The sequence below is a fragment of the Faecalibacterium intestinale genome, from assembly GCF_040096575.1.
Taxonomy (GTDB): Bacteria; Bacillota; Clostridia; order Oscillospirales; family Ruminococcaceae; genus Faecalibacterium; species Faecalibacterium intestinale.
On record NZ_JBBMEN010000015.1, the window covers coordinates 47,234 to 61,619 of the forward strand.

Here is a 14,386-nt window from a genome sequence, read left to right on the forward strand (position 1 = left end):
GTCAGTAAAACACAACACCCATTCAGGAGGGAAAAAATATGGCAGTCATCAACATTACCAAGGAAAACTTTGCACAGGAAGTGCTCCACAGCGAAAAGCCCGTTCTGCTGGACTTCTGGGCCAGCTGGTGCGGCCCCTGCCGGATGCTGAGCCCTGTGGTGGACGAGGTAGCCGAGGAGCGCACCGATGTGAAGGTTGGCAAGGTGAATGTGGACGAGCAGCCGGACTTGGCGGCGCAGTTCGGGGTGATGAGCATCCCCACCCTGCTGGTGTTCGAGCAGGGCAAGCTGGTGCGTCAGGCTGTGGGCGCCCGCCCCAAGGCCGGTGTGCTGGAACTGCTGGGCTGAATTATTCCGTAACAGCAAAGCGCCCACCCTATGGTTTGAGCAAAAACCACGGGGCGGGCGCTTATTTTATATGGAGTTCAGAAGAAAAATGCGGGATTCAGCTTACAGCTGGGGGCCTGCGGAGACCAGAGCCTTGCCGTGCTCGTTGCCCTCGTACTTAGCGAAGTTCTTCACGAAGCGGCCAGCCAGATCCTTTGCCTTCTCTTCCCACTGAGCGGCATCTGCGTAGGTGTCGCGGGGGTCGAGGATGGCGGGATCAACACCGGGCAGAGCGGTGGGAACCTCAAAGTCGAAGTAGGGGATCTTCTTGGTGGGAGCCTCGTTGATGGCACCGCTCAGGATGGCGTCGATGATGCCGCGGGTATCCTTGATGGAGATGCGCTTGCCGGTGCCGTTCCAGCCGGTGTTGACCAGATAAGCCTTTGCGCCGCTGGCCTTCATCTTCTTGACCAGCTCCTCAGCGTACTTGGTGGGGTGCAGCTCCAGGAAAGCCTGACCGAAGCAAGCGGAGAAGGTGGGGGTGGGCTCGGTGATGCCGCGCTCGGTGCCTGCCAGCTTTGCGGTAAAGCCGGACAGGAAGTAGTACTGGGTCTGCTCCGGGGTCAGGATGGAGACCGGGGGCAGGACGCCGAAGGCGTCAGCAGACAGGAAGATCACGTTCTTTGCTGCGGGAGCAGAAGAAACGGGACGCACGATGTTCTGGATGTGGTTGATGGGGTAGGACACACGGGTGTTCTCGGTGACAGACTTGTCAGCGAAGTCGATGTGACCCTCGGCATCCAGAGTGACGTTCTCCAGCAGAGCGTTGCGCTTGATGGCGTTGTAGATATCGGGCTCGGAGTCCTTATCCAGGTTGATGACCTTAGCGTAGCAGCCGCCCTCGAAGTTGAACACGCCGTTGTCGTCCCAGCCGTGCTCGTCATCGCCGATCAGCAGACGCTTGGGATCGGTGGACAGGGTGGTCTTGCCGGTGCCGGACAGACCGAAGAAGATGGCGGTGTTCTCGCCGTTCTTGTCGGTGTTGGCAGAGCAGTGCATGGAAGCCATGCCCTTCAGCGGCAGGAAGTAGTTCATCATGGAGAACATACCCTTCTTCATCTCGCCGCCGTACCAGGTGTTGACGATGACCTGCTCCTTGCTGGTGATGTTGAACAGCACAGCAGTCTCGGAGTTCAGGCCCAGCTCCTTGTAGTTCTCGACCTTAGCCTTGGAAGCGTTGTAAACAACGAAATCAGGCTCGAAGTTCTCCAGCTCCTCAGCGGTGGGACGGATGAACATATTGGTAACGAAGTGTGCCTGCCAGGCCACTTCCACGATGAAACGCACTGCCATGCGGGTATCCTTGTTGGCGCCGCAGAAAGCATCCACGACGTACAGGCGCTTGTTGGACAGCTCCTTCTGAGCGATCTCCTTGACAGCCTTCCAAGCTTCCTGAGAAGCGGGGTGGTTGTCGTTCTTGTACTCATCGCTGGTCCACCACACGGTGTCCTTGGAGTTCTCGTCCATCACGATGAACTTATCCTTGGGAGAACGGCCGGTGTAGATGCCGGTCATCACGTTCACAGCACCCAGCTCGCTGACCTGACCCTTCTCGTAGCCTTCCAGCGCGGGATTGGTCTCCTCGGCGAACAGCTGCTCGTAGGAGGGGTTGTGCACGACTTCAGTCGTGCCGGTGATGCCATACTTGGTAAGATCCAACTTTGCCATATTTGCGTACCTCTACTTTCGTTTGATCCTTACATAACTCTGTGTAGGAGATGCAGCGCCATTTATGGTACGGACACCGCATAAGGGGGAGACAGCACAGAACGATGCAATGCAAATTCTCCTGTCTATCATTATACACAAAAGCTTTTCAAAAGCAATAAATGGAATGTTCTGTTTGCAAAAAAGAAACAAATTTCATAAACAGACCTTCCCGTATAAAGTAAATTCACGAAGCCCGGCAGGGATGCAGACCGTGAAAAATAAGGCGGGACGGGAGAAAACCGACATTTTGATAAAACTTTGACAAGCAGGGATACATGGAGAAACAGGTCGCCTTGGGCAGTTTTGTCCCCGATTTTCCGCAAACTTTGTCTCTTTGTGCAATTTTTGCGTTGGTTCAGCCGTTTTTGTGGCAAAAGGACTTTACTTATGTTATACTTGTTTTATAAGAAATACTTTTTCCGTCCGCTGCGGCGGCTATACATATAAAGGAAACTGCCATGAAAACCATCTACATCCTGCTCACCCGTTCCGGCACGCTGCTGTCCAAGCTGGTCTATGCCGTTACCGGGGCCAGCTATACCCACGCATCCATGGCGTTTGACGAAGAGCTGAACTGTCTGTACAGCTCCACCCGCAAAAACGGCTATACCATGTTCCCGGCGGGTCCCAGCAAGGAATACCTGAACAAGGGTGTTTTCCGCCTGCGCGGGGATGCCCCCTGCGCGCTGTATGCGCTGGAAGTCACCGACGAGGCCTACGTCCGCGCCCGCCGCCGTGCCGAGCACATGATGGCGCGGGGCGAATTGTACCGCTTCAACACACTGGGGCTGATCTTGTGTGCACTGCATATCCGCTGGCAGCGCCGCCGGCATTATTTCTGCTCCCAGTTCGTCAGCGAGGTGCTGGAAAAGAGCGGCGCGATGGAGCTGCCCAAGGACAGCACCCTGATGCACCCCAACGACTACGCCCAGCTGCCCCAGCTGAAGTGTCTGTACGAGGGATGCCTTGCCGACCTGCCCCAGCGCAAGGCCATGGAGCTGGGTGAAGCGCCTGCCGTGGTCAGCGTGTATCTGGGGCTGATGCTGGGTCTGGCCAAAGCCGGGGTGCGCAAGATTTTTTGAAAAAATATGAAATTATGTGTTGACAAAGGGTGCCCGGTATGCTAAAATAGCCAAGTCGGGTGCGAACACCTGATGCGAAAATGGACGTATGGCCCGTTGGTCAAGCGGTTAAGACAGAGGCCTCTCACGCCTTTAACATCGGTTCGATTCCGGTACGGGTCACCATTTTATAGTAGTAAAACGGCCACGCGCCGTTTTATATAGATGCCTCTTTAGCTCAGTCGGTTAGAGCACCTGACTGTTAATCAGGGTGTCGCCTGTTCGAGTCAGGCAAGAGGCGCCAGCAAAGCGATGGAAAATTTCCATCGCTTTTTTCTTTTTTGCATAGGAATCAACTTTTGAGACTTGACCCGGGACAAAAGCCTTCACCCCTTGGGGGGAAGGTGGCGCGTAGCGCCGGATGAGGGGTATTTTCCCGGAAGCTGCTGCTTGCCTGCGCCCTCATCAGTCACCTTCGGTGACAGCTTCCCCCGACCGGGGGAAGCCTTCATTCGGAAAATTGATTTCCGTGTTTTCCCGGCGGCCTTGTTGACAGCACCGCCCCGGGGGGCTATACTTAGCATTATAATAAAGAAAACGGAAAAAACTCCTTCCGGCAGGGTCAGACGCCTTGCCGTACTGCCAAAGGCTCCCTCCCCGAGGGAGCTGGCTGCGAACAAGGTGAGCAGACTGAGGGAGTTTCCTGTCAAAAGGAGAACATCATGAAAAAAGTTATTCTGACCGGCGACCGTCCCACCGGCCGCCTGCACGTTGGCCACTATGTCGGCTCTCTGAAGGAGCGGGTGCGGCTGCAGAATACCGGCGAGTACGACGAGATCTTTATCATGATCGCCGACGCGCAGGCGCTGACCGATAACGCCGACAACCCGGAGAAGGTGCGCCAGAACATTTTGCAGGTGGCGCTGGACTATCTGGCCTGCGGTCTGGACCCCAACAAGGTGCACATCTTTATCCAGTCCATGGTGCCCCAGCTGACCGAGCTGAGCTTCTACTACCAGAATCTGGTCACTGTCAGCCGTTTGCAGCGCAACCCCACCGTGAAGAGCGAGATCCAGATGCGCAACTTCGAAGCCAGCATCCCGGTGGGCTTCTTCTGCTACCCCATCAGTCAGGCTGCCGATATCACCGCCTTTAAGGCTACCACCGTGCCCGCCGGTGAGGATCAGAAGCCCATGATCGAGCAGTGCTGCGAGATCGTGCACAAGTTCAATTCCGTCTACGGCGAAACGCTGGTGGAGCCCCAGATCGTTCTGCCCCAGAACGCCGCCTGCCTGCGTCTGCCCGGCATTGACGGCAAGGCCAAGATGAGCAAGAGCCTTGGCAACTGCATCTATCTGTCCGAGGAGCCGGAGGAGATCGAGAAGAAGGTCAAGTCCATGTTTACCGACCCCAACCACCTGCGCGTGCAGGACCCCGGCAAGGTGGAGGGCAACCCGGTGTTCATCTATCTGGACGCTTTCTGCCGCCCGGAGCACTTTGCCGAGTTCTGGCCGGAGTACCAGAATCTGGACGAGGTCAAGGCGCACTATCAGCGCGGCGGTCTTGGCGATATGAAGGTGAAAAAGTTCCTGAACAGCGTCATGCAGGCTGAGCTGGAGCCCATCCGCACCCGCCGCAAGGAGTGGGAGCAGCGCCTGCCCGAAGTGGTGGAGATTTTGAAGGAGGGCAGCGCCTACGCCGAAAAGACCGCTGCCGCCACGCTGGACGAGGTGCGCAAGGCCATGCGCATCGACTACTTCGAGAACGGTAACCTGCTGAAATAATATTTATGAGAGAACCCGAAACGCCTGCGGCGTTTCGGGTTCTCTTTTGCATCGTTTACGAAAATTGCATAGAAAACGCGGTCAAACTATGCTAAAATAGCGGCAACAAGTACAGAAAGCCCCATTTTGGGGGCGAGAAGAAAAAGGAGAACCACCATGCAAAAGACCATCTGGATCACCGGAGCAAGTTCCGGCATCGGCCGGGAGTTCGCCCGCCGGTACGCCGCCATGGGCTGTCGGCTCATCCTGACCGCCCGCCGCGCCGACCGTTTGCAGGCTCTCGCCGAGGAGCTGCACGCAGCCCATGGCACGGAATGCCGTATTGAGACCGCCGACCTCTCCCGCGCCGAGGAGTGCAGCCGCCTGTGCGAAGCACTGGCTGACGAGCACATCGACATCTTCATCAACAACGCCGGTTTCGGCGTCTGCGGCAGCATTCTGGAAACGGAGGAAGCCCGCGAGGAAGAGATGATCCAAGTGAATGTTGCTGCCATGGCGCGGCTGTTCCGCGCCGTGGTGCGCAAGATGAACGCACAGGGCGGCGGCACCATCCTGAATGTGGCGTCCTCTGCGGGGCTGCTGCCCGGCGGGCCCTATATGGCAGGCTACTACGCCAGCAAAGCCTATGTGGTCAGCATGACCCGCGGCGTGGCTGAGGAACTGCGGGAGATGCACAGCCCAGTCTACGTCTGTGCCCTCTGCCCCGGCCCGGTGGATACCGAGTTCAACGACCACGCCGGTGTGGTGTTTGCCCTGCGGGGCATCACGCCGGAGCTGTGTGTGGAGGAAGCTCTGCTGGGCATGATGCACCGCAAGACCATCATTGTGCCCTCTGCCTTCATGCGGCTGTGCACCAGCGCCCAGCGCCTTGTGCCCATTCCCCTGCTGATGCCCATTGTGGCACGCCAGCAGAAGAAAAAGCTGGGGTGAAGCCAAAGGTCGCCTAAACTTGTCAACAAGCCCAAATTAAGCCGGGATATCTTGTGCACCGTGACAAGGCGCGTCAGCCTGCACAAACTATTGCACCAGAAAACGACGGTTTTGCGTGCTGTTTTTCGGCAGAAAAGCGAAAATCTAAAGAAGGTACAATAAAACTTCACAAGAATGTGCCTTGACACTTCCTGCAAAGGATGCTAGACTGGTATACAAGTAAGAGCGCACTCCGGCACGGCCGGATACGACGCGCTTTGCAAAGCAGCACGGTGCGGTTTTGCACCGTGTAAAATATGTTTTTTTGACAGGAGGACTTTATTATGGCACAGTGCACTCCCAAATCCTTTGACCTGACCGGCAAGGTGGCGCTGATCACCGGCGCATCCTACGGCATCGGCATGGCAATTGCAAAGGCTATGGCAGCCAACGGCGCTACCATCGTGTTCAATGATATCAAGCAGGAGCTGGTGGACAAGGGTCTGGCTTCCTATGCAGAAGCCGGCATCAAGGCTCACGGCTACGTCTGCGACGTCACCGACGAGGATGCCGTCAACGCTATGGTGGCAAAGATCACCGAGGAAGTCGGCCACATCAACATTCTGGTCAATAACGCCGGTATCATCAAGCGCATCCCCATGACCGAGATGAGCGCTGCCCAGTTCCGTCAGGTCATCGATGTGGATCTGAACGCTCCCTTCATCGTGGCAAAGGCCATCATCCCCGATATGATCGCACAGGGCGGCGGCAAGATCATCAACATCTGCTCCATGATGAGCGAGCTGGGCCGTGAGACCGTTTCTGCCTATGCAGCAGCCAAGGGCGGCCTGAAGATGCTGACCAAGAACATCGCTTCCGAGTACGGCGCATACAACATCCAGTGCAACGGCATCGGACCCGGCTACATCGCTACCCCGCAGACCGCACCTCTGCGCGAGATCCAGCCCGACGGCAGCCGTCACCCCTTCGACCAGTTCATCGTTGCCAAGACCCCCGCAGGCCGCTGGGGCGAGGCCGAGGATCTGGGCGGACCCGCTGTGTTCCTGGCATCTGAGGCTTCTGACTTTGTCAACGGCCTGATCCTGTATGTGGACGGCGGCATTCTGGCCTACATCGGCAAGCAGCCCCAGTAAGCGCTGAGGGCACTCCGCAGTTCTTGACCGGGGACTGCCGCACAGCGTTGTGTGGCAGTCCCCTTTTGTTTGTACGGGAAAGGATGTTATGCTATAATGGAAAAAGCACATCAGGATATCCCATGGGTGCCCCATGCCGAGATTTCCCCGGAGCCCTGCGGCCCCGGGGTGCAGCGCCGCGTGCTGGCCTACAGCAAGGACGCCATGTGCGTGGAAAACACCTTTGAGACCGGCGGCGTGGGTGCCATGCACTGCCACCCCCACACCCAGATCACCTATATCGTCTCCGGGCGGTACCGCTTTACCATCGGGGACGAGACCCGGGAGGTAGGCCCCGGCGACACCCTGCTCAAGCAGAACGGCGTGATGCACGGCTGTGTCTGTCTGGAGGGTGGCGTGATGCTGGATTTCTTTACCCCCATGCGGGAGGACTTTGTATAATCCCTGCGTACCGCAGGGAAAAATAAGAAGGAGAACCATTGTTATGAAGATCGCACTTATCAACGAGAACAGTCAGGCCGCCAAGAACGGCATCATTGAAGCCGCCCTGAAAAAGGTGGTGGAGCCCATGGGTCACGAGGTGGTCAACTACGGGATGTACGCCGCCGACGATGCTGCACAGCTGACCTATGTGCAGTGCGGCATTCTGGCTGCTATCCTGCTGAACAGCGGCGCTGCGGACTACGTTGTTACCGGCTGCGGCACCGGCGAGGGCGCCATGCTGGCACTGAACAGCTTCCCCGGCGTTATCTGCGGCCATGTGGAGGACCCCGTGGATGCCTACACCTTTGCCCACGTCAACGACGGCAACGCCGTTGCCATGCCCTTTGCCAAGGGCTTCGGCTGGGGCGGCGAGCTGAACCTCGAGTACTGCTTCGAGAAGCTGTTCGGCTTTGGCCACGGTCAGGGCTACCCCAAGGAGCGCGTTGTGCCTGAGCAGCGCAACAAGAAGATCTTGGACGGCGTGCGCGCTGCCACCTTCAAGCCCCTCATCGAGTGCCTGAAGAGCATCGATCAGGAGCTGCTGAAGGGCGCTGTGGCGGGTGCCAAGTTCTCTGAGCTGTTCTTCGCTTCCTGCAAGGACGAGGAGCTGGCCGCTTACGTCAAGACCCTGCTGTAAGCTGCGGAGGAGATCATGCAAGGACTGACCCTGTTCAACCTGAACCTCACCCACCTGCTGGATGCCTTTCTGGAAACTGCAGTGCCCATGATCGCCGGTCTTGCCGAGGTAGTGGGTCTGTTCATCATCATCACCAGTCTGGCCAAGGCCACCTTCTACTATGTCCGCGCCACCTTCTTCAACGACCACCGGGACTTCCACCATGAAATGAGCAGCGGTCTGACCACCGCGCTGGAATTTCTGATGTCGGCAGAGATCGCCAAGACCTTTTTGCTGCAAAATCTGGAGTCGGTGGTGCCGCTGGCGGCTACTTTTGCGCTGCGCGCTTTGATGAGTATGCTGCTGCACTGGGAGATGGAGGGCGGCCACCGCCCGGCCAACGCCAAGGAAAAGGACAAGTCCGGCTCCCCGAAGGACGGCAAAAACGGCTGACAGGCAAAAGATTTGCCAAACTTTAGCAGGGCAGAGTTTCACCGTGTTGTGAAAAACGTAAAACCTTGAGATGAATACTTGACAGGTTTGCACAAAGAGACTATACTCGTGCCATCGAAAGCAAAGGCGCTGACGGAAGCAATTCCGCCAGCGCCTTTTGTGTTTTCGGGGATACTGCCGCACGGGGAGAATAGAGGGCTCCCTGTGCAAAAAAACGACCGTAGGAGGTAGGAAAGTATGTTTAGCTCCGTCAACACCTGCTGGACGCTCGTAGGAGCGTTTCTAGTGTACTTCATGCAGGCCGGATTCGCCCTATGCGAGGCCGGCTTCACCCGGGCAAAGAACACCGGCAACATCCTGATGAAAAACATGATGGATTTCTGCATCGGCACGCCCTGTTACTGGCTCATCGGCTTCGGCCTGATGTTCGGCGGTACCGGCGCACTGATCGGCGGTTTCGATCCCTTTATTCAGGGCGATTACAGCCACTTGGGTCTGGATATCCCCCTGTGGGTGTACATCGTGTTCCAGACTGTGTTCTGCGCTACGGCAGCCACTATCGTCTCCGGCTCCATGGCCGAGCGCACCAACTTCAAGGCCTACTGCGTGTACTCCGCCGCCATCTCGCTGGTGGTGTACCCCATCTGCGGCCACTGGATGTGGGGCGGCGGCTGGCTGCAGAGCATGGGTTTCCACGATTTTGCAGGCTCCGCAGCCGTGCATAATGTGGGCGGCGTCATCGCTCTGCTGGGCGCTTGGATGCTTGGCCCCCGTATTGGCAAGTACGATAAGGACGGCAACCCCCACGCCATCCCCGGTCACAACCTGACCGCCGGTGCTCTGGGCGTGTTCATCCTGTGGTTCTGCTGGTTCGGCTTCAACGGCGGCTCTTCCCTGAGCCTGTCCACCGATGCCACCATGACCCTGACCGGTCTGGTCTGCTTCAACACCAACCTTGCCGCAGCCGTTGCTACCTGCGTGACCATGATCTTTACCTGGCTGCGCTACGGTAAGCCGGATGTCTCCATGACCCTGAACGGTTCTCTGGCAGGCCTTGTGGCCATTACCGCAGGCTGCGATACCGTTTCTCCCTTCGGCGCCTTCTTCATCGGCTTTGTGGCCGGTATCCTTGTGGTGCTGAGCGTGGAATTCTTCGATAAGATCGCCAAGGTGGATGACCCCGTAGGTGCTGTTTCCGTCCACTTTGCAAACGGCGTCTGGGGCACCATTGCGGTGGGTCTGTTCTCCACCGGTTCCAACACCGCCCACGCCGGTCTGTTCTACGGCGGCGGTCTGGCACAGCTGGGCACCCAGCTGCTGGGTCTGGTCTGCGTGGATGCCTACGTTGTGGTGGTGATGTTCATCATCTTTAAGATCATTGACAAGACCCTTGGCCTGCGTGTGCCCGCCGAGGTGGAAATCGACGGTCTGGACATCCACGAGCACGGTCTGGCTTCCGCTTATGCAGGCTTTGCCATCTCGGATGCTAACTCCGCTGCCATGACCCCCAACGAGAACACCGATCTGGGTGAGGACGACATCACCAAGGCTTCGGCAACGCAGATGGATGCAGCCGTGCCGGTGGTGCGCGAGCCTGTGATCCACGATGGTGTTTACGACACCGGTATGCATAAGGTGTCCATCATTGCAAAGCTGGCAAAGTTCGATCAGCTCAAGACTGCTCTGAATGATCTGGGCGTCACCGGCATGACCGTGACGCAGGTCATGGGCTGCGGTATCCAGAAGGGTACGCCGGAAAAGTACCGCGGCGTGCCGGTGGATACTACCCTGCTGCCCAAGATCAAGGTGGAAGTCATCGTCTCCCGCATCAGCGTGGACGCTGTGGTGGAAGCTGCCAAGAAGGCGCTGTACACCGGCCACATCGGCGATGGCAAGATCTTTGTCTACAACGTGACCCGCGTGGTCAAGATCCGCACCGGCGAAGAGAACTACGCCGCTCTGCAGGATGTGGAGTAACGCTCCACTAAATTCTCCGCTGTTCCCGCTGCGGCGGCAGTCAGGCTGCTCCGACACAGTCCCCGCCGCCCGGCGTGACAGATAGATCGTTCTCCTTTTTCCTTTTCCTTTTTTTGTTCGATTCAACAGTAAGTCAAAAGCCCCGCTCCTGCGCACAAGGGAGTGGGGCTTTTGCTGTGCCGCAAATTTGTAAATTTTATGTGCAGCGTATTGCAATCTTCGTGCAATGCACTTATAATAAATGCGAAAGGAGCTGATCTGTATGGCAACTACCAATGTCAGCATTCGGATGGATTCCGACCTGAAGGCGCAGGCCGATGCCCTGTTTGCGGAACTGGGCATGAACCTTTCCACCGCGTTCAACATCTTTGTGCGGCAGTCCTTGCGGGAGGGTGGTATTCCCTTCGAGATCCGCACCGAGCGCCCGAACAAGGAGACCGTGGCCGCTATGCTGGAAGCAGAGCATATCGCGGCAGACCCGAAGGCAAAGAAGTATCGGGATCTGGATGCACTGTTTGCGGATCTGGAAAAATGAGAGAAACAAAGCTGACCATTATCCCCACCACCCAGTTCCGCAAGGACTATAAGCTGGCCAGAAAACGGGGACTAAAAATTGAACTGCTGCAGGATGTGATCGCCTGCCTTGCAATGGGAGAGCCGCTGCCGGAGAAGAACCGCGACCACGCCCTGACGGGCGATTGGGTCGGGCACCGGGAGTGCCATATCCAGCCGGACTGGCTGCTGGTCTATCGGGTGCAGAACGATGTTCTGGTGCTGACCTTGACCCGCACTGGCACCCATAGTGATCTGTTTGGGAAGTAAATCTCTTTTCTCTGTAATCAAAAAACGAGGGCGCTGCACAAAATGCTGTGCAGCGCCCTCGTTCTTATATTATACCTTACAGGCTGCGGGTGCGGATCTCGGTGGTGACCTTGGCGATGAAGTCCTCAAGGCTCATCTCGGTGGTTTCGCCCTTGCGGTCGCGCACGGAGATGTTGCCGGCCTCGGCTTCCTTGGCGCCCAGCACCAGCATATAGGGCACACGATCCACCTGCTGTGCGGCACGGATCTTGTAGCCGATCTTCTGGTTGTCGTCGTCCAGCACAACGCGGACACCGGCATCTGCCAGCTTCTCGGTCACGTCCTGTGCGTACTCCAGCGTCTTTTCGGACACGGGCAGCACCTTGACCTGCGTGGGAGCCAGCCAGGTGGGGAACTTGCCCTTGGTCTCCTCGATCAGGTAAGCCATGAAGCGGTCCAGAGAGCCCAGAATTGCGCGGTGCAGCACCACGGGGGTCTTTTCAGAGCCGTCCTTGTCCACATAGGTCAGGTGGAACTTTGCGGGCAGGCAGAAGTCCAGCTGGCAGGTGGACAGGGTGTACTCGGCACCCACGGCGGGCTTCACGTTCACGTCCAGCTTCGGGCCGTAGAAAGCAGCCTCGCCGATCTCCTCGGTGAAGTGGATGCCCAGCTCGGTCAGCACCTCGCGCAGGGCGCTCTCGGCGTGGTTCCACATAGCATCATCGTCGTGGTACTTCTTCTTGTCGGCGGGGTCGCGCAGGCTCAGCACGCAGCGGTAATCGGTGATGTTGAAGTCCTTGTACACCTCAAAGATCAGGTTGCACACGTCTGCCACTTCGCTCTTGATCTGCTCCGGGGTGCAGAACAGGTGAGCATCGTTCTGGCAGAAGTGACGGCCGCGCTCGATGCCCTTCAGGGTGCCGGAGGACTCGTAGCGGAAGTCGTGGGCGATCTCGCCGATGCGCATGGGCAGGTCACGGTAGGAGTGAGGACGGTTTGCGTAGATCATCATGTGATGGGGGCAGTTCATCGGGCGCAGCACATAGCTTTCGCCCTCCATCTCCATGGCGGGGAACATATTCTCGCGGTAGTGATCCCAGTGACCGGAGGTCTTGTACAGGTTCACGGTGCCCACGCAGGGGGTCATGACGTGCAGATAGCCGCGCTTGCGCTCCTTCTCCTTGATATAGTTCTCCAGCTCCTGCCAGACAGTGTAGCCTGCGGGCAGGAACATGGGCAGGCCGCGGCCCACCAGATCATCGGTCATGAACAGGCCCATCTCCTTGCCGATTTTGCGGTGATCGCGCTCGCGGGCCTCCTGCTGCTCCTTCTCCCATGCGTCCAGCTCTTCCTGATTGCGGAAAGCCACGCCGTTGATACGGGTCAGCATCTTGTTTTCCTTGTCGTTCTTCCAGTATGCGCCGGACTGCTGGGTGATCTTGAAAGCCTTCAGTGCCTTGGTGTAGGTCAGGTGGGGTCCGATGCACATATCCACATACTCGCCCTGCTGGAAGAAGCTGAACTCGGTCTCGTCAGCCAGATCTGCCATGTGCTCCACCTTGTAGTGCTCCTGACGCTCCTCCATCAGCTTCTCAGCCTCGGCGCGGGGCAGGATGAAGGGCTTGATGGGCAGGTTCTCCTTGACGATCTTGCGCATCTCTTTTTCGATGTTGGCCAGATCCTCGTCGCTCAGCTTCTGGTCGCCCAGATCGACATCGTAGTAGAAGCCGTTCTCGGTGGCAGGGCCGAAGGCAAAATCAGCCTGCGGGTACAGGCGCTTGATGGCCTGTGCCATAACGTGAGCAGCGGTGTGACGGATAACGTGCAGCTCCTGATCCTGCGGGCACTCGTCCACATGACCGTCCTTGTAGATGATCTTCATAGTAGATTCTCCTTTGACAATGCGGTGTTGAACAAAAACAAAAAGCGCTTCACCCCGTAAAACTCACGGGATGAAGCGCCGATATATGTCTGCGTTCCACGGTTCCACCCGAATTGCGCGCTCCCCGGCGGGGAAACGCGCCCCTCGCAGTGCTGTAACGGGCACGCCCGGCAGAGGTTCGCCTCTGCACTCTGCGGTGGTAGAAGCCGGGGTCATGGCAGGCTGCTTGCAGCACCCGGAAACCCGGGGCAGCCCTCTCTGTGGCATGAAAAGCGGGGCTTCAGTTTGTCCGCATCAATGTTTTGGACAGGATGAAACTACGCTGATTGTAGCACGCCGGAACCAAAAAATCAAGAGATAGCGGTGGAAATGTACTTTTTTATGCGCCCTGCTTCTCCACGCTGCGCACAGCCAGCGTCTTGGCGGGCTTCATCAGCAGCACGCAGACACCGTTAAAGATCACAGAGCCCACGATGAAGGTGATAAAGAACTGCGGCAGATGGGCGGTCAGGGCAGGGATATCGATGCAGGCCACGGTCAGGTAGGCAAAACCTACGTTGTTCAGCACCTTGGGTGCGTAGGGGTGCAGGATGATGAGGATGAACAGCACCACGGCCAGCGGCAGGATAAAGCCGAAGAAATCGCCCAGAACAGGGGTCAAAGCGCTGATGGACAGCAGCGCCGCCACGGTGAGCACCAGACCCACAAGGCCGCCCAGCTCCACGGTGACAAGACGATCCTTCACATCGCCCTCCAGCGTAAACATCATGATATTGCTCAGGAAGATCAGCCAGCTGTACTCCATGCCGGTCAGGTGGATGACAGCGTTTGCGATCAGGATCCAGACCAGCAGCATCAGGCGGAAGTAAAGCAGAAAGCGCTTGGTTACGGCCTCGTTCATAGGGGTTGTCCTCTCTTTCTCGTCTGCATTGACAAGTGCTTCTTTTCAAATATATGGATATTTTGGCAAGCAATGCTTGCACTTGACGAGACGAGTATACAATACTTTCCAGAAAAAGACAATAGTTTGGCAAGTAAAAGTTGCATTGTATGTAAATTCGGTATGGCGGGGGGAGCTGGGGATGCAGACGGAGATGTTCTCTTTTGACACCAAAAGAGAACCAGAAAAGTGCCAGCGATTTCGACGCGCTGGAGCCACGAAAAAGGGGC

The 14,386-nt window shown here is 57.4% G+C and carries 14 protein-coding genes and 2 tRNA genes; 13 read left to right on the forward strand and 3 right to left on the reverse strand.

Annotated elements, in window-relative coordinates:
* Window positions 1-38: 38 nt before the first annotated feature.
* A complete protein-coding gene (gene trxA / locus WMO20_RS10255) occupies window positions 39-347 on the forward strand; it encodes a thioredoxin (protein WP_005921611.1) in 309 nt (102 codons plus the stop codon).
* A gap of 102 nt (window positions 348-449) precedes the next feature.
* Here the strand turns inward: trxA and pckA are convergent, their stop codons facing one another.
* A complete protein-coding gene (gene pckA / locus WMO20_RS10260; RefSeq protein ID WP_097782850.1) occupies window positions 450-2,054 on the reverse strand; it encodes a phosphoenolpyruvate carboxykinase (ATP) in 1,605 nt (534 codons plus the stop codon).
* 500 nt (window positions 2,055-2,554) lie between these two features.
* Between pckA and WMO20_RS10265 the strand changes: the two genes are divergently transcribed.
* The 12 genes from WMO20_RS10265 (at window position 2,555) to WMO20_RS10320 (ending at window position 11,355) form a co-directional block, all read left to right on the forward strand.
* Window positions 2,555-3,178, forward strand: coding sequence for a hypothetical protein (locus tag WMO20_RS10265; RefSeq protein ID WP_349186793.1), 624 nt, complete (start codon window positions 2,555-2,557; stop codon window positions 3,176-3,178).
* Between the two features lie 90 nt (window positions 3,179-3,268).
* Window positions 3,269-3,343, forward strand: a tRNA-Glu gene (locus WMO20_RS10270).
* Window positions 3,344-3,384: 41 nt separating this feature from the next.
* Window positions 3,385-3,461: transfer RNA gene (locus tag WMO20_RS10275), tRNA-Asn, on the forward strand.
* Between the two features lie 418 nt (window positions 3,462-3,879).
* A complete protein-coding gene (gene trpS / locus WMO20_RS10280) occupies window positions 3,880-4,941 on the forward strand; it encodes a tryptophan--tRNA ligase (protein WP_349186795.1) in 1,062 nt (353 codons plus the stop codon).
* A 156-nt stretch (window positions 4,942-5,097) separates the two neighbouring features.
* Window positions 5,098-5,871, forward strand: a complete 774-nt coding sequence (locus WMO20_RS10285) for an SDR family NAD(P)-dependent oxidoreductase (RefSeq protein WP_112091360.1) — start codon at window positions 5,098-5,100, stop codon at window positions 5,869-5,871.
* Window positions 5,872-6,194: 323 nt separating this feature from the next.
* A complete protein-coding gene (locus WMO20_RS10290) occupies window positions 6,195-7,004 on the forward strand; it encodes a gluconate 5-dehydrogenase (protein ID WP_006735344.1) in 810 nt (269 codons plus the stop codon).
* Window positions 7,005-7,100: 96 nt separating this feature from the next.
* A complete protein-coding gene (locus tag WMO20_RS10295) occupies window positions 7,101-7,445 on the forward strand; it encodes a cupin domain-containing protein (RefSeq protein WP_081028488.1) in 345 nt (114 codons plus the stop codon).
* Between the two features lie 43 nt (window positions 7,446-7,488).
* Window positions 7,489-8,124 carry an RpiB/LacA/LacB family sugar-phosphate isomerase gene (locus WMO20_RS10300; protein ID WP_015537141.1) on the forward strand — a complete coding sequence of 212 codons (636 nt, stop codon included), beginning with the start codon at window positions 7,489-7,491 and terminating at the stop codon, window positions 8,122-8,124.
* A 15-nt stretch (window positions 8,125-8,139) separates the two neighbouring features.
* The gene (locus WMO20_RS10305) at window positions 8,140-8,556 is read left to right on the forward strand and encodes a DUF1622 domain-containing protein (protein WP_015537140.1); all 417 of its coding nucleotides are present in this window, start codon (window positions 8,140-8,142) and stop codon (window positions 8,554-8,556) included.
* 237 nt (window positions 8,557-8,793) lie between these two features.
* The gene (locus tag WMO20_RS10310; RefSeq protein ID WP_349186796.1) at window positions 8,794-10,533 is read left to right on the forward strand and encodes an ammonium transporter; all 1,740 of its coding nucleotides are present in this window, start codon (window positions 8,794-8,796) and stop codon (window positions 10,531-10,533) included.
* A gap of 262 nt (window positions 10,534-10,795) precedes the next feature.
* On the forward strand, window positions 10,796-11,068 hold the full coding sequence (locus WMO20_RS10315) for a type II toxin-antitoxin system RelB/DinJ family antitoxin (protein WP_349186797.1): 273 nt from the start codon (window positions 10,796-10,798) through the stop codon (window positions 11,066-11,068).
* A complete protein-coding gene (locus WMO20_RS10320; RefSeq protein ID WP_118658513.1) occupies window positions 11,065-11,355 on the forward strand; it encodes a type II toxin-antitoxin system YafQ family toxin in 291 nt (96 codons plus the stop codon). Before WMO20_RS10315 ends, WMO20_RS10320 begins: the two co-directional genes overlap by 4 nt.
* Window positions 11,356-11,431: 76 nt before the next feature.
* On the opposite strand, the gene thrS is transcribed toward WMO20_RS10320, so the two are convergent.
* Entirely contained in the window at window positions 11,432-13,216 is a 1,785-nt protein-coding gene (gene thrS, locus WMO20_RS10325) for a threonine--tRNA ligase (protein ID WP_112091365.1), read from the reverse strand.
* Between the two features lie 379 nt (window positions 13,217-13,595).
* On the reverse strand, window positions 13,596-14,117 hold the full coding sequence (locus WMO20_RS10330) for a hypothetical protein (RefSeq protein WP_316540099.1): 522 nt from the start codon (window positions 14,115-14,117) through the stop codon (window positions 13,596-13,598).
* Between the last annotated feature and the right edge of the window lie 269 nt (window positions 14,118-14,386).